The 18,233-nt window shown below is 72.4% G+C and carries 16 protein-coding genes and 1 riboswitch; of the genes, 4 read left to right on the top strand and 12 right to left on the bottom strand.

Features of this window, described 5'->3' with window-relative positions; genetic code table 11:
- Nucleotides 1–597 precede the first annotated feature (597 nt).
- Entirely contained in the window at nucleotides 598–1,581 is a 984-nt protein-coding gene (locus ACFXMF_RS31530) for an NlpC/P60 family protein (RefSeq protein ID WP_360311027.1), read from the bottom strand.
- Nucleotides 1,582–1,587: 6 nt separating this feature from the next.
- A riboswitch (cyclic di-AMP (ydaO/yuaA leader) is annotated at nucleotides 1,588–1,782 on the bottom strand.
- A gap of 418 nt (nucleotides 1,783–2,200) precedes the next feature.
- On the opposite strand from ACFXMF_RS31530, the gene ACFXMF_RS31525 reads away from it, so the two are divergent.
- Nucleotides 2,201–3,049 carry a TIGR04222 domain-containing membrane protein gene (locus ACFXMF_RS31525; RefSeq protein WP_379992410.1) on the top strand — a complete coding sequence of 283 codons (849 nt, stop codon included), beginning with the start codon at nucleotides 2,201–2,203 and terminating at the stop codon, nucleotides 3,047–3,049.
- Nucleotides 3,050–3,102: 53 nt separating this feature from the next.
- On the opposite strand, the gene ACFXMF_RS31520 is transcribed toward ACFXMF_RS31525, so the two are convergent.
- The 7 genes from ACFXMF_RS31520 to ACFXMF_RS31490 form a co-directional block, all read right to left on the bottom strand.
- The gene (locus tag ACFXMF_RS31520; RefSeq protein WP_379992411.1) at nucleotides 3,103–3,687 is read right to left on the bottom strand and encodes a TMEM165/GDT1 family protein; all 585 of its coding nucleotides are present in this window, start codon (nucleotides 3,685–3,687) and stop codon (nucleotides 3,103–3,105) included.
- A 261-nt stretch (nucleotides 3,688–3,948) separates the two neighbouring features.
- Complete coding sequence (locus tag ACFXMF_RS31515) at nucleotides 3,949–4,497, bottom strand: TetR family transcriptional regulator (RefSeq protein ID WP_360311035.1); 549 nt, start codon at nucleotides 4,495–4,497, stop codon at nucleotides 3,949–3,951.
- On the bottom strand, nucleotides 4,494–4,814 hold the full coding sequence (locus tag ACFXMF_RS31510; RefSeq protein ID WP_360311037.1) for a multidrug efflux SMR transporter: 321 nt from the start codon (nucleotides 4,812–4,814) through the stop codon (nucleotides 4,494–4,496). Before ACFXMF_RS31510 ends, ACFXMF_RS31515 begins: the two co-directional genes overlap by 4 nt.
- Before the next feature lie 99 nt (nucleotides 4,815–4,913).
- Nucleotides 4,914–6,341 (bottom strand): amino acid permease, encoded by a 1,428-nt coding sequence (locus ACFXMF_RS31505; protein WP_360311039.1) that lies wholly within the window; start codon nucleotides 6,339–6,341, stop codon nucleotides 4,914–4,916.
- A 101-nt stretch (nucleotides 6,342–6,442) separates the two neighbouring features.
- Nucleotides 6,443–7,279 carry a M55 family metallopeptidase gene (locus ACFXMF_RS31500; protein ID WP_360311041.1) on the bottom strand — a complete coding sequence of 279 codons (837 nt, stop codon included), beginning with the start codon at nucleotides 7,277–7,279 and terminating at the stop codon, nucleotides 6,443–6,445.
- On the bottom strand, nucleotides 7,276–8,670 hold the full coding sequence (locus ACFXMF_RS31495) for a diaminopimelate decarboxylase (protein ID WP_360311043.1): 1,395 nt from the start codon (nucleotides 8,668–8,670) through the stop codon (nucleotides 7,276–7,278). Before ACFXMF_RS31495 ends, ACFXMF_RS31500 begins: the two co-directional genes overlap by 4 nt.
- A gap of 170 nt (nucleotides 8,671–8,840) precedes the next feature.
- Entirely contained in the window at nucleotides 8,841–10,511 is a 1,671-nt protein-coding gene (locus ACFXMF_RS31490; RefSeq protein WP_379992557.1) for a PucR family transcriptional regulator, read from the bottom strand.
- Nucleotides 10,512–10,621: 110 nt separating this feature from the next.
- Between ACFXMF_RS31490 and ACFXMF_RS31485 the strand changes: the two genes are divergently transcribed.
- Entirely contained in the window at nucleotides 10,622–11,248 is a 627-nt protein-coding gene (locus tag ACFXMF_RS31485) for a hypothetical protein (RefSeq protein WP_360311047.1), read from the top strand.
- Nucleotides 11,249–11,332: 84 nt separating this feature from the next.
- On the opposite strand, the gene ACFXMF_RS31480 is transcribed toward ACFXMF_RS31485, so the two are convergent.
- Nucleotides 11,333–13,459 carry a DUF6571 family protein gene (locus ACFXMF_RS31480; RefSeq protein WP_379990405.1) on the bottom strand — a complete coding sequence of 709 codons (2,127 nt, stop codon included), beginning with the start codon at nucleotides 13,457–13,459 and terminating at the stop codon, nucleotides 11,333–11,335.
- Between the two features lie 3 nt (nucleotides 13,460–13,462).
- Nucleotides 13,463–13,864 carry a hypothetical protein gene (locus ACFXMF_RS31475; RefSeq protein WP_360311051.1) on the bottom strand — a complete coding sequence of 134 codons (402 nt, stop codon included), beginning with the start codon at nucleotides 13,862–13,864 and terminating at the stop codon, nucleotides 13,463–13,465.
- A 225-nt stretch (nucleotides 13,865–14,089) separates the two neighbouring features.
- Between ACFXMF_RS31475 and ACFXMF_RS31470 the strand changes: the two genes are divergently transcribed.
- Entirely contained in the window at nucleotides 14,090–14,815 is a 726-nt protein-coding gene (locus ACFXMF_RS31470) for a flavodoxin family protein (protein ID WP_360311053.1), read from the top strand.
- A 41-nt stretch (nucleotides 14,816–14,856) separates the two neighbouring features.
- Here the strand turns inward: ACFXMF_RS31470 and ACFXMF_RS31465 are convergent, their stop codons facing one another.
- Nucleotides 14,857–15,495 (bottom strand): histone deacetylase, encoded by a 639-nt coding sequence (locus tag ACFXMF_RS31465; protein ID WP_379990403.1) that lies wholly within the window; start codon nucleotides 15,493–15,495, stop codon nucleotides 14,857–14,859.
- 247 nt (nucleotides 15,496–15,742) lie between these two features.
- Between ACFXMF_RS31465 and ACFXMF_RS31460 the strand changes: the two genes are divergently transcribed.
- Nucleotides 15,743–16,114: a hypothetical protein gene (locus ACFXMF_RS31460; RefSeq protein ID WP_379990402.1), complete on the top strand. Its 372-nt coding sequence runs from the start codon at nucleotides 15,743–15,745 to the stop codon at nucleotides 16,112–16,114.
- Nucleotides 16,115–16,189: 75 nt separating this feature from the next.
- Here the strand turns inward: ACFXMF_RS31460 and ACFXMF_RS31455 are convergent, their stop codons facing one another.
- The gene (locus tag ACFXMF_RS31455; protein ID WP_379990401.1) at nucleotides 16,190–18,010 is read right to left on the bottom strand and encodes a glycosyl transferase; all 1,821 of its coding nucleotides are present in this window, start codon (nucleotides 18,008–18,010) and stop codon (nucleotides 16,190–16,192) included.
- Between the last annotated feature and the right edge of the window lie 223 nt (nucleotides 18,011–18,233).

The following is an 18,233-nucleotide window of genomic DNA, read 5'->3' as shown; positions in this document are numbered from 1 at the left end:
GTGTTGCTGCGGTCTCCGGGATCCGCCGACTTGGCCTCAAACGCCGGCCGGGCTTGAAAAGTGGCCTCAAACGCCGGCCGGGCTGATGGGGCCGGCCTCAACGCGCCGGCCGGGCTGGACGGCTTGGCGTCAAACGCCTGCCGGGCTGAAGAGCTTGGCCTCAAACGCCGGCCGGGCTGATGGGGCCGGCTTGGGCGGAAGGCTTGGCGTCGAAGGCCGGGTGGGCTGGAGCGCTTGGCTTGGGCGGAGGGCTTGGCCTCAAACGCCGGCCGGGCTGAAGGGGTTGGCTCGGGTGGAGGGTTTCGCCTCGGGCGCCGGCCGGGCTGATGGGGCCGGCTTGGGCGGAGGGCTTGGCGTCGAAGGCCGGGTGGGCTGGAGCGCTTGGCTCGGGCGGTGGGCTTGGGGTTGGACGGTGGTCGGGTCGATGGGTTTTGTTCGGGTCGGAGGGGCGGATCGGGCTTGTGGGGCCGGTTCGGGTGTGGTTCAGGTGTCTGGGGTGGGACACGTGTGGCGCCGTGCGCCTCGGTGGTGGTCGAGGGGCACGGCGCCGGTGTGTTGCCGGGGCGTGACGGCGAGGCGTCGGCCTCGGCGGGTCGATCAAGAAGGACGCGTGGCGCCCGCGATCGGCATGGTGTTGATCGAGGAGATCTCGACCGGCTTGCGCGAGTTCGCGGCGTGCACCATCTTGCCGTCGCCGATGTAGATGCCGACGTGGCTGATGCCCGAGTAGAAGAACACCAGGTCGCCGGGCTGCAGGTTGGCGATCGACACGTGCGGGTCGGCGGCGAACTGGTCGTTGGTCACGCGCGGCAGCGAGATGCCGGCCGACTTGTACGCGGCCTGGACCAGACCCGAGCAGTCGTAGGCGTTCGGGCCGGTGGCGCCGTACACGTACGGCTTGCCGATCTGCGCCTTGGCGAAGGCCACGGCCTGGGCGGCCTTGCTGCTCGACGCGGTGGACGAGCCGCCACTCGGCGCCTGGTTGCCCTTCGAGCCGCCGGTGGCGGGCTTGGCGGGGGTCTTGGCGGCGGGCTTGACCGACACGTCGGCGGACGGCTTGCTCGCCGGCTTGGGGGTGGTCTTGCCGGGCGTGACGCCGGTCTTCGGCTGCACCTTGATGCTCGGCTGGGCCGGCGCGGCGGCCTTGGAGAGCACGGGGGCCGAGCCGGTCAGCCGGAGGGTCTGGCCGATCCGGATCAGGTCCGGGCCGGACAGGAGCACATCGCGGTTGATCTCGTACAGGCTCTGCCAGCCGCCGGTGACCTGGTTGGTCTGGGCGAGCCCGAACAGCGTGTCGCCGGCCTTGACCACGTAGCCGGCCTTGTCGGCGGGCGCGGCGGTCTCCGGCGCGGCGGGTGCGGCCTGGACCGGGGCGGCCTCGACCGCGGCGGTCGGGACCGCCGACAGCACGGCGGAGGCGCCGGAGGGGGCCTGCTCGGAGGTGGAGGGGGCCTGCGCGTGGGCCGTACCGGCAGTGGCGACCGGGATCACGACACCCATGCCGGCGATGCCCACCGCCGCTACGAAGCGGCGGACGTTGGTGGGTCGAGCGGCGCGATGACGAGCGTTTGCGGACAGCATGAAATGGGGTCCTCTCCTGTCGCCTACGAGGTGAGCTGTCGGATTCGGACTGGAGCAGCCCGGTCGCGCAGCACGCGACTTCACCCCTAGCCGTCACCGGAACGATCCCGGCCACGGCGATTCACCTGGTTCCCCCGCTCCCGTCGGATTCTTCGATGTAGACCTCCCGCTGCCGGCGACGGGATTCGGCGTACCGGCGACAGGGTTCACCCGAAAGGTGAATCGGCGAGAAAGGTAGGCAATACGGATGCCGGATCACAACCGAAACGCCGAGTTTGCCTCCGGTGTAAAGGCGGAATAAGTGCGACATCTCGGCCGGCCCACCGGTCGATGCACCACTCATGACGAGGGGATATCTCGGAGAGTGGCGTGATCATTCGGTCACGGAAAATAATCGAGATTCATGCCGGGGTGCGGAAAATGAATTACCACCCGAAGTCGGCTAAGTAATTTATGTCCGTTTTATCCATGCGGCCTACATCACATTTCGGCCGGTTCGCGAAGCAAGGTGCGAGGGGGTTCCACCGGACGCGCCGGCGACGAGGCGGCACCGTGGTGCGCACGGGCGCGGCGCCGCGCCGCCGATCGCGAATACCGGGGGTGTGGGCATGATCGCGCAGTGCGCGAGGGCATCGCCGCGGGAACGGCGCGGGGGTCGACGAACGGGCAGGCCGGCCGGGACCCGACCCACTGGTCCCTCCCGGCGGGCCAGGCCCGGTGGTACCTGCTCGTGTCCGCGGCCTGCCTCGGCTGGTTCGTGGTTGCCTGGCTGCTCCGGTTCGGGCGGGCGTACCGGTTGCGCAGGCGCGCGGCGCCGGCCACCGCCGAGCGCGTTCTCGACTTCCGGGAGATCGCGCTGGTCGCCGGCGGTTCGACCCGGTTCGCCCGGGTCGCGCTCGTGGCGATGCACCACCGTCGGCGGGCGGTGATCGGTGCGGATCGTCGGATCGGCCTGCTCGCACCCGAGCCGGACGACCCGGTCGAGCGCACCGTCTTCGACGCGGTGGGCGCGGCCCGAACCGCCCTGATCGGGCCGATCGTGGACGCGGTCGCCCGGTTCGGGCCGACCGCCGGATGGCGACCGGCGCGGACCCGGTTGGAACAGGACGGCCTGCTGCCGAGTGAGCGGGACGTCGACCCGCGTGGCACCTGCAGCCTGTGTGTCGTCCTGTTCCTCGGCATCGGCTTCGGCGTCGCCGAAGGGATGACCGGTTCGCCGGGCTGCGCCACGGTGTCGGTCCTGGCGCTGATCGCCCTGGTACCGCGACTGTTCACCCGGCCGCTCGCCGCGCAGACCGTGGCGGGCCGGGCCCGGATCAGCACGCTGCGTCGGATGCCGCCGACCGTGCAAGCGGACTCCGCCGAGGACGTGCCGACCCGGATCGCGGTCTTCGGCCCGGAAGCGGTCCCGGACCCGATCGTCCGCGCGTCCCTGATGCCCTTGCCGCCCACGCCGTCGTCCGGCTGACCGGGCGCAGGCCGGGCGCATCGGGGCCGGACGCGCATGCCGCGTCGCGCCGCTCAGCCCGTGAACGCCTCCACCAGGGACCAGATCGCCAGTCCGAGCATGCACACGCCGCCGATCCGCTGCACCGTCTGCAACGGGACCCGCTTGGCGATGAACCGTCCCGCGAGCAGCGCCAGCGCGGAGACCGACATCAGCGCCGCGGCCGAGCCGATCGCGGTGGACCAGGTGCCGTTGGTGGCCGCCAGGTTGGCGGTGGTGATCTGGGTGAGGTCGCCCCATTCGCTGATGAACACGGCCATGAACGCGGTGGAGAAGACCGGCCAGAACCCGGTCACGGTCTTGCCCGCGGTGTCCTCGTCGTCGTCCCCCGCCCCGCCGCGCAACAACATGAAGGCGCCGAAGCCGAACAGTGCGGCGGAGACGAGCTTGACGATCCAGCCGGGCAGCAGGCCGAGCAGACCGCCCGCGCCGACGGCGATCGCGACGTGCACGACGAACGCGGTCGAGGTGCCGAACCAGACGTAGAGCGGTCGCATGCGGGTGCCCATGGCAAGCGACGCGAACATCGTCTTGTCCGGGAGCTCGGCGAGGAAGATCAGCCCGAAGGCGGTCAGGATCGCCAGAGGGTCGAGGTGCATCCGGGTGGCTTTCTGCGAGAGCCGGGCCTCCGGGTCTTCACGAAGGCGCCGCTCGGCGACCGGAGGACCACTCGGCCCGGCACGACGGGTGCAGCCGCGTGGAACGCGGATGCGTCGGTACCTGGCCGAAGGTCTCGCCCGCCCGCCTGGAGCACGGGCCCGGCCACCGGGAGTCCGAGGACTCCAGCATGTCGACGACCGGTTTGCGGGGCTACTCCCCTTCGCTGTCGCCGACCCTACCGCACCGGGCCGGCCGGCCGACTACGACGGGGGCGCGGCCAGGACCCGTGCCAACGACCAGCGCAGTTGTGCCTCGTCCAGATCAGTGCCCAGCGTGAGCACCTGCAACATGGTGCCGTCCAACACCGCCAGCGCCGCCGCGGCCGCCTGCGCGCCGACCCGGGCGGACAGGAAGTCGCCGACCCCCTCGACCCACGCCACGGCGAACCCGCGCAGTTGTGGGCTGCGGGCCGCCGCCAGGTACAACTCGTATTCCACCAGCGCGCGCGGGCGGTCCGCGAGGTATTCGGCGGTGAGGGCGGTGAGCACCTCCGGCAGGTCCTCGGCATCGCGGGTTCGGCGCACCCACTGCGCCAACAGCGCCACCGTCTCGCTCGACGCGTGCGCGAGGGCCGCCGCGACCAGGTCGTCGAGCGACGCGAAGTAGTACGTGGTCGCCCCCAGCGGCACGCCGGCCCGGGCCGCGACCAGCCGATGCGTGGTGTTGCCCACCCCCACCTCGGCGATCACCTCGCACGCGCCGCGCACGATCCGCAGCCGGCGCCCCTCGGGATCGCGGGTCGTGGTCAATGCGCACCGCCCAGGTTCAGCACCACCACGCCCGCGATCACCAGCGCCATCCCGAACGCCTTGAGCAGCGTCACCGGCTCGTTCAGGAACACCGCCCCGACCAGCGCGATCGCCACGGTCCCGAGCCCGGACCAGATCGCGTACGCGGTGCCCACCTGCAACTGCCGCAACGACAGCGTCAACAGGTAGAACGCCCCCGCGTATCCGGCCAGACACGTCACGGTCGGCCACAACCTGGTGAACCCGTCCGTGCTCTTGAGCAGGCTGGTCGCGATCACCTCACACGAGATCGCCAACCCCAGGAACAACCAGGCCACGGCCCTCTCCCCTCCGAGTGGTACAGATGTACAAGTACAAATGTACAAGTCCCGGGCATGGATGTGTCCAGGGCGTCGGCGAGGAGAGTGGGCCGCGGGCTACGGGGTGGAGACGGCTTCCGGGACGGCTCGCGCGCCTCGGGAGTCACCCGATCCGCCGGGGCGCGGCCCGTGGGTCCGGCGTATCGCGTACGCGACGAGCACGACCGCGAGGCTGCCCAGGCTGGTGAACAGTTGGGTGCGCTGGTCGTCGATGACCGCCATCGCCACGAGCACGGCGACGAAGCCCGCCATCACGATCCAGGTGAGATAGGGGAACAGCCACATCTTCAGGGTCAGTCGCTCCGGAGCCTCACGCTCCAACCGGCGCCGCATCCGCAGTTGCGAGGCGCCGATCATGATGTACATGAAGATGGCGATCGCGCCGGAGGAGTTGACCAGATAGGTGAACACGGTGTCCGGCGACAGGTAGGCGAGCAATACCGAGACCCAGCCGACGACCGTACCGGCCAGGATCGCCCGCACCGGGACGTTGCGCCTGCTGGTCTTGACCGACCACTTGGGGGCGTCGCCGTGCGAGGCCAACGCGAAGAGCATGCGCGAGGACACGTACACCGACGAGTTGAGCACGCTGAGCACCGCGGTGAGGATCACCACGTCCATCACGGTGCCCGCGCCGGGCAGGCCGATGATGTCCCACGCGGCGACGTACGGGCTGGCCAGCACCTCGGCGCCGTCCCACGGGACGATCGTGACGACGAGGAAGATCGAGCCGACGTAGAACAGGATGATCCGCCAGATGATGCCGGTCGTGGCCCGCGCCACCGAACGCTCGGGCTCCTTGCTCTCGGCGGCGGCGATCGTGACGATCTCGGCGCCGCCGAAGGCGAAGATGACCACGACGATGGCGGAGAAAATCGAGGTGAAGCCGTTCGGCGCGAAACCGCCGTGCGAGGTGAGGTTGGCGAAGTCGAACGAACTCCCCGGCCACGCGCCGAACACGTGCAGACCGCCGACGACGAGGAAGGCGATGATCGCGGCGACCTTGACCGAGGAGAACCAGAACTCGAACTCGCCGAAGGACTTCACCGACAGCAGGTTCGTCGCGGTCATCACCGCCATCAGGGCCATCGCCAGCACCCACAGCGGCAGGTCGAGCCAGGCGTGCAGGATCGCGGCGCCCGCGACCGCCTCGACGGCCACGATGACCACGTAGTAGTACCAGTACAGCCAGCCGATCGTGAAGCCCGCCCAGGGCCCGATGGCGGTGCGCGCGTAGTCCGAGAACGAGCCCGAGGACGGCCTGGCGACGACCATCTCGCCGAGCATCCGCATCGTGCACAACACCAGTGCGCCGGCGAGACAGTAGGACACGATCGCGGCCGGGCCGGCGGTCTTGATCACGCTGCCGCTGCCGACGAACAGACCGGCCCCGATCGCCCCGCCGATCGCGATCATGGCCATGTGTCGGTTGCGGAGCGAACGGCTGAGTCGGGGTTGCCCGGTCGGGGGTGTGGGTTGCGACATGGAGACTCCTGCATGGCGGGGAACGGGGGAGGCAGGGGGAGACGGCGGCCCCGGAGTGTGGCGGCGCGCCGGTTCGGGCGATTGCCCGGGGGAGGGGCCGGTCAGGTCCAGTCGCCCTCGCGGCCGGCGCCGATCACCCAGGTCAGGGCCCGGAACCGGCGCAGCGCCTCGCGGGCGTCGGGGGCGTCCAGCCGGACGGTGCGCGGGCCGACGACGTCGACCCCGGCCGCCGCGCTCGCGCGTTCGGCGAGGTAGGGGCTGTCCAGGTCGACCTCGACCACGTGCGGGGCGGCCGGCTTCGCGGTGGGCCGCGCCGGCGGGACCGCCAACGCGGCGGCGGCCTCGCGGCGGATGTCGGTCGCCGTCGCCGCGGGGGTGCGACAGATCGCCGCGTGGCGGGAGATGGCCGTCTTGACCGTGACCGTGCGGCAGCCCGGGGCGTAGCGGGCGGCCCGGGCGCAGGTCGGGTCGTCACCGGTGACCAGCACCACCGGGACCCCGGCCTCGGCCGCGACGAGCGCGTTGAAGCTTCCCTCGTCGACCGGGCGCCCGTCGACGCGGACGGCGAGCACGCTGTGCGAGAGGTAGGTGTGGGCGAGCACGCCGGCCTCGCCCGCGCCGGTGTGGTAGCCGACGAACGCCAGTGCGTCCACGCCGAGTTCGAGCCCCTGGAGCATGCCGAGGGGTTTGTTGCGGCCGACGATGAGCAGCGCGCGCGGGTCGAGTTCCTCCAAGAGCACGTTGTCCATGCCGCAGTGCGCGTCGTTGACGATCACCTCGTCGGCACCGCCGTCCAGGAAGCCGGCCACGGCCGCGTTGACGTCGCCGGTGAGCAGGCGCCGGAAACGTTCGTAGCGCGGGTTGCCGGCGGTCACGTCGGCCGGCAGCACCGTGCCGGTGGCGCCTTCCATGTCGGCGGAGATCAGCACGCGGGTCATACCGCCACCTCCTCGGGGTCGGGACGGTCGGGCTCGGACTCGTTCCCCGAGGAGTTCGTGGCCAACAGGTCCACCAGGGCGTGCACCTGCGCCGCGCCGCTCTCCCGGACCACCTCGCGCACGGTCTGCGCCTCGCGGACGGTGGCCAGGTGCACCGTGTCGTCCACCACGCGGTAGCCGTACACGGCCGGTCGGGGCAGCGAGTTGTAGGCGAAGTGGGACGAGAAGTAGTAGGCGCCGGTGTCGTACAGCGCGACGACGTCGCCCGGTTCGAGCAGCGGCAGGGCGCGGCCGACGGCGGTCAGGTCGCCGGCGAAGCAGCACGGGCCGGCGACGTCCTGGATCTCCTGCGGTGCGTTCTTGGGCCGGCCGTGCGCGTCGAAGGCGCCCACCCGCAGCGGCCACGCCTGGGGCATGAACACCGTACGGGTGGCCACCTGTGCGCCCGCGTGGGTGATCGCGATCCGTCGGCCGCCGGCGCTCTTGGTGTATTCCACCAGCGAGGCGATCGTGCCGTTCTTGGCGAGCAGGGAGCGGCCGAACTCGGTGACCAGTTGGTAGCGGCCGTCCAGGAGTTCGGGCACGGCCGCGCGCAGTTCGGCGACGTAGTCGGTGAAGGTCGGGTCGTCCTCGTCGCCGGCGAAGTTCACCGGCAGGCCGCCGCCGATGTCCAGGCCGGTGATCTGTCGGCGGCCCAGGACGGTGTTGATGTGCTCGGCCAGTTCGTGGGTGGCGCGCAGGCCGGCGGCGATCAGCGACAGCGGGCAGCCCTGGGAGCCGACGTGCGCGTGCAGCCGGTTCAGCCACGGCCGGCGGGCGAACGCCTCGACCACGGCTTCGACGGCTCCCGGGTCGCGCAGCGCGATGCCGAACTTGGAGGTGCTGGTCGCGGTGCTCATCGCGCCGATCGCGCCGGCGCCGACCTGCGGATTGACCCGGATCCCGATCGGTCCGGCGGGCGGGCGCTCGGCCACGATCGCGTCGATGCGGGCCAGTTCCTGGAAGTTGTCGACGTTGACGGCGATGCCGTGCGCGAGGGCGTGGCGCAGCTCCTCGACGGTTTTGGCCGGACTGTCCAGGACGAGCCGCTCCGGGGTGAATCCGGCGGCCAGGGCCTGCTCCAGTTCGCCCGGCGAGGCGACCTCGCAGCCCATCCCCGCGTCGGCGAGCAGGCGCAGGACCGGGACCAGGCCGCAAGCCTTGGCGGCGAAGGTGTGCAGTACGGGCGTGTCGCCGAAGGCCGCCGTCAGCGCGGCGACCGAGGCCCGGATGCCGTCCACGTCCAGCAGGCCCACCAGGGGCTGCCCGGGGCCCAGCAGGCCCTGCTCGACGACTCGGGCCAGGGCCGCCTGTCGAGCCGATCGACGCCGTCGGGCCACTGCGGAAGTCACGTGCACCACACCTCGAAGTTCTCAAGTGTTCGCGACCCGTTCGAGTCGCATGCACAGCTTGGATCCGGGCGAGAGCGGGCGTCAGCGTCGTGGGCGACCAAAGGCGGAGGCATCGATCGTGTGTCGTGACAAGAAAATGATCATGGAATGCGCCGGTCGGGCCCCGAGCCTCATTCGTGCGCACGGTGGGCCAGGCGCAGCCCGATGTCGGCGAGCAGGCGGCCCGTGGGGTCGTCCAGGTCCACCCCGAAGAGCTCCCGGGCCCGGCGCAGCCGGTAGCGCAGAGTGTTCGGGTGCACGCTCAACCCGCGCGCGGCGGCCGGGGTGTCGCCGAAGGCGGCCAGGTAGGCGCCGACCGAGGCGGAGTACTCCGATCCGTGCAGCCGGTCGTGTTCGACCATCGCGTGCACCGGTCCGGCCATCGGCCACAGCGGCTCGACCCGGTCCAACAGGCGCACCAGGGCCGCCTCCGACACCACGTCGACCGACAGCGCCGACGCCGACACGGACACCCCGGCCGCCGCCGCCCGCTCGCGCAGCACCCGCACCACGATCTCGGCCTCCTCGCGCGCTCCGGGCAACTCCGCCGGCCGATGGGCGAGCGGGCCGACCCCGGCGAAGACCACCGTGCCCGGCACCGACCGGGCCGTGGCGACCAGGTCGCGCGCCGGGTCGGCGGGCGCCTCGCCCGCCGGCGTCAGCACGAACAACCGTCGACCGGCCCGCGCGGTCACACACCCCGGACGAAGCGCCGCCGCCTGCAACGCGAGCACGTCGAGCACCCGCTGCTCGGCGGGCGTGGGCGCATCGCCCGCGGCCCGCGTCGGGTGGCGCTCGTACGCCTCGACCACGATCACCGCGTACGGCCGATCCGGGTGCACCCCCAGCGTCCGGGCCGCCCGTTCCGCACCCGCGCCCCCGGTCAGCAACGTGTGCACCGCCTCCTCCCGACGACGCGCCTCCTCGCGACCGCGGGTCTCGTGGTGGACCAGGTGCGGCCGGGCCGCCCGGGCGGCGGTACGCAGCGCCGCCACCGCGTCCGGCGCGAGCGGGTGCCCGTCGGCCGCGGCCCAGATCGACCCGAGCACCTCGCCCCCGTCCCGGACCGCGATCGCCAGCCGTTCCGCGTAGCGGTCGTCGGCGGGCAGCCGGACCACGTCGTCGGTGGCCCACAGGGTGCGGAAGAAGCCGCTCTCGCGCAGTTCGGCGACGCGCCAGCGCGGCACCTCCTGGTTCAGGATGGTCGCCCGGCGCATCGGATCCGGCTCGTGGTCCATCCGGGAGTAGGCCAGCACCCGCGACTGCGGATCCTCGATCGTGATCGCCCCGCCGACCAGATCGGCGAGCGTGTTGGCCAGGCCGGACAGGTCGCCCGGGCGCAGGCTGTCGACCGCGGCGAGTTCGGACGGGCTGCTCTGCGCGCAGGCGTTGCGCAGCAGGCCCAGCACGTCGGTCCACCCGCGTCCGGGCCGCCGGGTGAGCACGGCGATTCCGCCGGCTGCGGCGGCCGCGGGCACGGCGGGGTCCACGGGCCCGGCGGGGTCCGGGCCGGCCGCCCCGCGTCGGAGCACCAGCGCGCTCGCCCCCGCGCGCCGGGCCGCCCGCACCGCCTCCACCGCGCCGGGCCCGTGCGGGTCCACGCCGACCGCGAGCAGGATCGCCCCGGCGAGCGCCGTGCCGTCGGCGGGCTCGTCGCCGAGGTCGTACAGGGCGACCCCGCTCACCGGCACCTCGGTTCCGCGCGGCGCGACCACGACGTCGAGGATGCCGGGCTCGATCAGGTCCAGGACCCCGGCCAACGTCGCCGCGGCGGGACGACGGGAGGACGCACGCTTGGTCATGACTCCATGATCGCGTGCACGCCACCGCGTCGGGAGGCACCGCGCAGCCGCACCTCCCCGCGCCCCACCCCACTCCCGGAACCGGGCGAATCGGGCGGTAGGCTGCGCCGATGTCCATCGCAGGGGCGGATCGGGACCGGGACGGGACGGCCGCGCGCATCGCGGCGCGTGCCGTCGTGCTGCCGCCGTCGGTGGGTCGGACCCGGCTGGTCGCGGTGGACGGCATCGGCGGTTCGGGCAAGAGCACGCTGGCCGACGCCATCGCCGCGCGATCCGGTGGAGCGCCCGTGGTGCGGCTGGACGACTTCGCTCGACCCGGGGACTTCTTCGGCTGGCTGCCGCGCCTGCGCGCGCAACTGCTCGAACCGCTCGCCCGGGGTGCGGCGGCCCGCTGCGACACCTACGACTGGGCCGCCTATCGGGTCAGCGGCTACAGCGAGGTGCCGGCCGCGCCGGTGTTGATCCTGGAGGGGGTCGGCGCGGCTCGGCGCGAACTCGGCCCGGTGACGGCGCTGCGGATCCGGGTCGACACACCCGCCGCGCTCGCCGCCGCGCGCACCCTCGATCGGGACGGCCCCGAACTGGCCTGGTTCTGGCGGCTGTGGCGCGCGGCCGAGGCCGCACACCTGGCCGACGACCGCCCCTGGACCCGCCCACACCTGCGCGTCGACGGAACCGGCGGGCGTCGTGCGGCCGTTGCCGAGCGGCGGGTGCTCGCCGGCGGGGGCGCTCGGTAGCCGACGGCGCCCGGTCGACCGGGCGCCGTCGCCGCCGTACCCGTCCCGCGCGGGTGCACCCCACGCGGGACGGGCCCGTTCGGCCTACTTGCGCCCGAGCCGGCGCGGCGCGACGTCCATCGCGTTGGACCGACGGTCCTCGGCGAGGTCGGCGATCTCCTCCGGGCTGGCGTTGTTCGCCCGCGCGTACTCCTCCGCCATCGCCTTCGAACTCGACCAGCCGCTCCAGTAGTTCTCGGTGCGACTGAGCCCCGAACCGTGTTCGAGCCCGGCGGTGTCCGCAGCCAGCGCGTGCGCGGTGTACCAGTCCATCATCCGACCGGCGGGGATGCCGACGTGCGGGATGTAGCTGAGGATCTGCGCACTCGTGAGGTACTGGAACTTGCGGTTCCAGGTCGCCTCGGTGACCCCCGCCTCGCGCGCCGCGACGATCGACTCGTCGCGCAGCCCGTCCATGGTCCCCAGCGCGTTGAACGCCTGCCGGGCCTCGACGTCCATGGCCGGCAGCGCACCCGGCACCTTGACCACCGGGTGCTGGGCCAGCACGTCGGCGGCATGGTTGACGGTCGCGCCGTGCATCACCGCGAACGCCTCGGGGTCGGTGCCGGCGGCGGTGATCACCCGCATCAGGTCCTGGTCGTGGAACATCGACCCGTTCTGGCCGTCCTTGGCCACGAGTTGGTCGTACACCCCGTCGCCCATGTACGACGCGACCATGTTGCCCACGCTGTCGCGCATGATCGCCGGGAACTTGCCCTGTTTCCCGTCCTCTCCGCCCAGCACCGAGACGGTGTCGCGCATGATCTGCTTCATCGTCTCGTCGTGCACGGGGTGGGCGCCGCCGGGCAGACCGTAACCGCCGGTGGGCACCTGGCCGGTGGCCGCGGCCTCCAACGCGCGCCCCAACTCGTCGTAGCCGGGCGGGTTGTAGCCCTTGGGAATCGGTCCGGCGCCGTCCCAGTCCATCAGCCAGTGCCGGTCCTTGAGCATGTAGGCGACCTCGCCCGGGTGCTTGGCCGGATCGAAGAACTCCTTCGCGGCCTCCGGGTTGTTGCCGAACGCGGCCATCAGGCCGGTCATCGGGTCGAGCCCCGCGCCGTGCCCGTCGGTGATGTCGAGCCGGAACCCGTTGTACATCGCACCCGACGGGGTGTTCTTGAGCCATACCGCAGGATCGTCCCGCTCCATGGCACGCATGTCCTGCCCGATCTGGCGCAGGAAATCGGTGTCCTGATGACCGGTGTCCAGCAGCGTGCCCAGGAGTTGGTATCCGTAGGGCTGAAACGAATACAGCCCGATGTCGGTCTTCTCCCGGCCGGCCCGCTTGAGCTCGTCGATCCAATTCTGATCGACGTGCGGCCCGGGCCCCTTGCCGGTCCCGGCGGCCAACACCCGGCCCAGATCGGCCTGGATGGCCTTGAGATCCTCCTGCTGATCCTTGGGCACGTCGCTGCCCGCGCCCAACTTGGCGATCATGCCCGCCAACCACAGGGTGCCGCGCGGGCCCTGCTGGTTCAGGAACGGTGTGCTGAACGCCGGGTCGTCGGCATTGGCGGCAAGCAGGTTGCGCAGTTCGCCACGCTCGGCTGGACTGAGCATCATCAGCCGGTTGGCCAGATCGGTCGCCCGGCGGGCGTCCTGGGCCGGACCCGCGCCGACCGCGTTGCCGTTGAACTTCTTCGGGTCCGCGCCCCGGGTGTCCGCGTTCAACGCGAACGCGGCCCGCTGGTCGGCGGCGGTGGCCTCGGTCAGCGCCTTGCCGATCCGGTCCGAGATGCCCTGCGCCGCCTCCTTGAGCGGTTTGACCGCCGCGTCGTAGTCGTCCGGCGGCAGGTTGCGGGCGTACGGCGGCGCCGTCCAGTGCACGCCGCCGCTGTCGTCCACGGTCAGCTTCTGGTCGACCGCGTCGGCGATCGCCTTGGTCAGGTGTTCCTTCGCGGTCTTGAGGTCGCTCGCGGCGTCCAGCAGCACCGTGCGCAGCGCCGCCGCCTCGGTGTGCGCGTCCTCGATCTGGCCGGACATGGTGCGCAGTTCACCGATCCCGGTGTTCGCCTCGGAGCCCTTCCAGGCGCCGCCCGCGAGCGGGGAGATCACCTCGCGGTCCACGTCGCCGTGCTGGGTGTGCATGCGGTCGGGCAGCGTCGCCCAGACCTCGGCGGCGGTGGTCAGCGTGCCCAGGTCGACATCGCGCAGATGGATGAAGTCGACCACGGGTCAGCCTCCGAACGTCGTGCAGACGGTTTTCTCGGTGGCGCGCCAGTTGCTCGCCGTGCTGTTCAGATTGCCCGCCCGGCCGGCGAGCGTGTCGGCCACCGCGATGGTGCGGTCGTGCCAGGCGGTGTGGGCACCGTCCAGCGCCTTGGCCAGATCGAAGCCGGCCAGTGCCTTGGACACCGGCTCCAGCGCGGTGACGCCCTTGAGGCCGGTCGTACGGAAGTCGCCCGCGATCTCCCGCAGTCGGCCGGCGGCGGAGTCGAGCGTGCCGGGCTCGACGTGCACGTCCGGCGCCTGCGGCGCGCAACCCGGGCGCGGGTTGGGCGTGTTCGTCGCGGCGTAGGGACTTCTGGTCAGCCGGGGCATCCCCGGGTTGATTATCGAGTCGAAGTCGGTCGTCATGGTGTAACCCCCGAGTCACCAGTGCGATACGCGTCATACACCTGTGTTACCCGGCCATCCAAGACCACCGGGCCGGCTTGATCAACCGGCGCGCGCAGATCCGGGCGGAAGATGCCGGATCGGGATCTCGGCCGGCGGCGACTCGGGGCGGATGTACCGGCGATCGCGGCGCGGCCGGGAGACGCTGTCCCGGTACCCATCGACGGACACCCCCGGGAGCCTCGGATGACCGACAACGGACCACCGCCCGCCCGCTACGACGACCTGCGGGCGCTGTTCGTCAACTGCACGCTCAAGCGCTCACCCGAGGTCAGCAACACCCAGGGACTCGTGGACCTCAGCCGCGGCATCATGACCCGACACGGCATCGTGGTCGATCAGATCCGCGCGGTCGACCACGAGATCGCCACCGGCGTGTGGCCGGACATGAGCGACCGGGGCTGGCCCGGCGACGAGTGGCCCGCGCTGTACGAGCGGGTGCTGGCCGCGGACATCCTGGTGCTGGCCGGGCCGATCTGGCTGGGCGACAACAGCTCGGTGCTCAAGCGGGTGGTGGAGCGGCTGTACGCGTGCTCCAGCCTGCTCAACGACGCCGGGCAGTACGCGTACTACGGGCGGGTCGGCGGTTGCCTGATCACCGGCAACGAGGACGGCGTCAAGCACTGTGCGATGAACGTGCTGTACAGCCTCCAGCACCTGGGCTACGTCGTCCCGCCGCAGGCGGACGCCGGCTGGATCGGCGAGGTCGGGCCGGGAGCGTCCTACCTGGACCCCGGCTCGGGCGGCCCGGAGAACGACTTCACCAACCGCAACACCACGTTCATGACCTGGAACCTGATGCACCTGGCCCGAATGCTCAAGGACGCGGGCGGGATGCCGGCCTACGGCAACCAGCGCGCGGGCTGGGACGCCGGGTGTCGCTACGACTTCGAGAACCCGGACTACCGCTGACCGGAGCCGACCCCGACCCCGCGCCCTGTGGGCCGCCGACGCTACGCGGTCGGCGGCCCCGGCAGCGCCGGCAGCGCGGCGATCGCCTCGGCGGTCCAGGTGCCGGCCGCACCCGGGCAGTTGGCCAGGTAGCGCGCCGCGCGCCGCCCGGACCAGCCGTGTGCCTCGGCGAGTCCGGCCCGCAGGTGTCGCAGGTAGGCGGCGGCCGGTGCGTTCCACGGCGCGTCGGCACTGCGCCACGGCGCGGTCAGGGCCAGGATCGGGTGCCCGTCGGAGCTGCCCACCCGGACCACCGTCTCGTAGCGACCCGGACCCAGCGTGGCCCGGCCGATGGTCGCCAGTGTGCTCAGGTCCGGGTCGACTCCGGGTGCGCGGTACATCTCCTGCGCGGCCAGGTCGGCGAACTGCGCCCGGGTCAACAGATAGGCCCGAGCGGGGGTGCGGCCCGGGTCCAGGGGGTCGTACAGGGCGAGTCCGCCGGTCCAGTTCATCGATTCGAAGGCGAAGTACATCCGGCCCGGCAGCACCATCGGGCGCGTGGCCCGCGGCGGGGACGGGTCCCGGCAGCCCGGATAGGTGCGCAGACCGCCGGGCGGCCGGCCGCCGCGCAGGTAACAGTCCAGGCGGGAGGCGTGCATGTTGGACCCGTACGCGGCATACCAGACCAGTTCCGAACCCATCTGCGCCAGCCTAGGGCGTGGCCGGCCGAAGGGCGGCTCGCCCGCGCGTGCCGGCGTGCGCCGAACGGGCGGCGTGGGGGAACGCACGGATGGGCGGCGGGTTTCGGGGCAACCATGAGTACGCGCCGAGTCCGGCCGGTCGCCGGGTCGACCCGAGGCCGGCCGAGGCCGCCGTCGAAATCCCGTGTGTGCGAGGGCCGTGGCCGATCGCCGGCGCGACCGCGCAGGTACCGCGAAGGAGTCCGGGATGCCCGATCCGCTGCCGCCGCCCACCGTCGACCACGCCGTCGCGGACGTCCTCGATGCCCGGCACGTCCCGCTGGAGGCGACCGTCCGGGTGGCCCCGTATCCCGACATGGCCGTGGGCGACCTGCTGACCCTGTCCTGGCACGGCCCGGACACCGCGGCCTTCACCGTGGCCGTGCCGATCACCGCGCACGCGCTCGGTCGACCGGTCGTGTTCAAGGTCCCGGCCGCCGAGATCCTGCCGCACGCGGGCGGCGACGTGACGTTGAGCTACCGGCTGGAGCGTCCCGGCGCGGAGCTCGCCGGCGACTCGGCCGAACGGGTGCTCAGGATCGAACTGGCCGAGGCGGCGACCGCCACCGAGGTCCGCTGACCACCCGGCGGCACCGGTCGCCCACGCGTGCCATCGGTCCCGCGGGCGACCGCGGTCCGGGCCTTCGGGCGACCCCTACCGCGCCGCCGCCCCGTCCACGTTTCGCACGTCCCACACCTGTACGTCCGCCACCTGCCGACCCGGGCCCAGCAGCGCGGTGAGCGTGTCCGCGAGTTCGGCCCGGTGCCGGTGCGCGGGCAACACCACCACGTCGGCCCGCCAGCGGGCCAGGTCCGCCCGGGCCTCGCGGCGCCGGTCCTCGGTGATCTCCGGGACCGTGCCCTCCGCGGCGACCCGGCCGAGCAGCGCCGAGGTCGGGCTGTAGTCCGCCCCGTAGACGCCGATGCGATCGGGCCCCCACGGGCCGACGAAGTAGCCCTCCGCGAGCGGAAAGCCCAGATCGGCCACGCTCTGCCAGTGCAGCGCGGCGGCGTCGCCGACGCTGGGCAGCGGCACCACCACGACGGATCCGTCGTCCACGTAGGGCCGCCACCCGCCGTCGGCGAAGAACTTCGGCACCGGCGGCCGGTCCCGGACGTCCAGCGGCGTGGGCAGGATCGGCAGCAGCGCCATGGTCAGCGCCGCCGCCCAGACCAGCCGGACCGGGACCCCGCGTCCCGGGTGCCCCTCGGGCACGGCCCGCACCGACCGGGCCGAGTCGAGGACCCGGTCGGTGGCCAGCGCGAGCAGCACTGCGACGGCGGGCACACAGACCAGCGCGAAGCGCGATTCCAGGATCGACTCGAACAGCGGCAGTTCGTTCAGCACCCGCCACGGGCCCGGCAGGCCGGTGTCGTCGTGGTCGACCACGATGTCCAGGCCCAGCGACAGCAGCGCCGCCACCGCCGCGGTGACCGCGGCGGCGCGCACGACGGCGAGCCGGCGCAGCCAGGCGACCAGGAACACGGCGAGGATCACCAGGGGCCAGCCGAAGAACGCGTTCTCCTCGGTGGTCCCCTCGGACAGCACCGCCGCGCCCGCCCGGTCGCCGCCGAGCGAGTCGCTCGCGTACGCGGTGAACGCGGCCAGGTCGTTGCCCGACTCGTGGTCGAGCGTGGAGTAGTGCTGCGGCCCGAAGAACTGCACCCACAGCGGGTAGGCGACCAGCACCAGCGACACCGCCGCGCCGATCACCAGCCCGGTGCCCAGCGGCCGGGCCGCCGCCCGCGCCGCGCCCGGTGCGTTGAGCGCGTACACGATCCCGAACACCACCAGGCCCACCGCCGCGAACAACAGCGGCTCCTCGCCGATGAAGATCTGGAAGGCGATCGACAGTCCGAGCAACACGCCGTTGCGGATCGGCCGCTCGCCCTGCCACAGCCGGATCAGCAGCTCGATGATCGGCGGGATCATGAACAACACCACGAAGTTCGGATGCGCGTTGGCATGCGAGACGATCGGCGGCGCGAAGCCGCACAGCGCGCCGCCCACCGCCGCGGCCGGCTTGGCGCGCACCAGTCGGCGGGCCAGCAACCGGTACCAGGCGAACGCGGTGCCGGCCAGGCCACCGGTGAGCACCAGGGCCCAGGTGGTGGTGGGGCCGAAGAGCAGGGTGACCGGGGTCAGTGGGATGCCGAGGCCGAGCATGGCCGTGTTGGCCATCATGTTCACGCCCAGCGGATGGTTCTGCAGATCCGAGACCAGCGGGTCGCGGAAGTTGCGGACCGCGTCGGCGGTGGCGTCGAAGAACCACTCCCACATGTTCTGGTCCTGGCCGCCGTTGACCAGGTAGGCGCGGTCCAGGTCGGCCCACAGATCCTTGTACAACCAGAACGCCAGGCCCAGGAACAGGGCGCCGACCCACCAGTCCACCGCCCGGCCGCCGCGCAGTCCGCGAAGGGAGATCCCGCGCACGAGGGCTCGGGGATGGATGCGTTGCCGCTCGGCGACGGGCATGGGTGTCGGGTCCTTCCGGGGGTGCTGCCCGTCACGGGCGTGGGCGCGGTCCCGGCGCGGTGCCGGTCCCGGGCGAACGCGCTGCGGCACCCGGTCGGGAGAGGCGACGAGGCGCATCTCGACCGATGGGGGTGATCCCCGCGGCGCGTACCGGGACCGAAGCACCCGGCGGGGCGCGCTACGGCGGTCGATCGCCGGCCATGCTACGAGGACCGGCCGGTCG

This window comes from Embleya sp. NPDC059213, from assembly GCF_042754445.1.
In the GTDB taxonomy this organism is placed as follows: domain Bacteria; phylum Actinomycetota; class Actinomycetes; order Streptomycetales; family Streptomycetaceae; genus Embleya.
Note: the sequence above shows the minus strand (reverse complement) of the source record. Positions and strands in the feature narration are given on the sequence as shown.

Bases quoted from the DNA above. Each gene is read 5' to 3' on its own strand.
- ACFXMF_RS31530 (WP_360311027.1), bottom strand. From the start codon at position 1,581: ATGCTGTCCGCAAACGCTCGTCATCGCGCCGCTCGACCCACCAACGTC.
- ACFXMF_RS31520 (WP_379992411.1), bottom strand. From the start codon at position 3,687: ATGCACCTCGACCCTCTGGCGATCCTGACCGCCTTCGGGCTGATCTTC.
- ACFXMF_RS31505 (WP_360311039.1), bottom strand. From the start codon at position 6,341: ATGTCGCAACCCACACCCCCGACCGGGCAACCCCGACTCAGCCGTTCG.
- ACFXMF_RS31500 (WP_360311041.1), bottom strand. From the start codon at position 7,279: ATGACCCGCGTGCTGATCTCCGCCGACATGGAAGGCGCCACCGGCACG.
- ACFXMF_RS31490 (WP_379992557.1), bottom strand. From the start codon at position 10,511: ATGACCAAGCGTGCGTCCTCCCGTCGTCCCGCCGCGGCGACGTTGGCC.
- ACFXMF_RS31485 (WP_360311047.1), top strand. From the start codon at position 10,622: ATGTCCATCGCAGGGGCGGATCGGGACCGGGACGGGACGGCCGCGCGC.
- ACFXMF_RS31475 (WP_360311051.1), bottom strand. From the start codon at position 13,864: ATGACGACCGACTTCGACTCGATAATCAACCCGGGGATGCCCCGGCTG.
- ACFXMF_RS31470 (WP_360311053.1), top strand. From the start codon at position 14,090: ATGACCGACAACGGACCACCGCCCGCCCGCTACGACGACCTGCGGGCG.
- ACFXMF_RS31465 (WP_379990403.1), bottom strand. From the start codon at position 15,495: ATGGGTTCGGAACTGGTCTGGTATGCCGCGTACGGGTCCAACATGCAC.
- ACFXMF_RS31460 (WP_379990402.1), top strand. From the start codon at position 15,743: ATGCCCGATCCGCTGCCGCCGCCCACCGTCGACCACGCCGTCGCGGAC.
- ACFXMF_RS31455 (WP_379990401.1), bottom strand. From the start codon at position 18,010: ATGCCCGTCGCCGAGCGGCAACGCATCCATCCCCGAGCCCTCGTGCGC.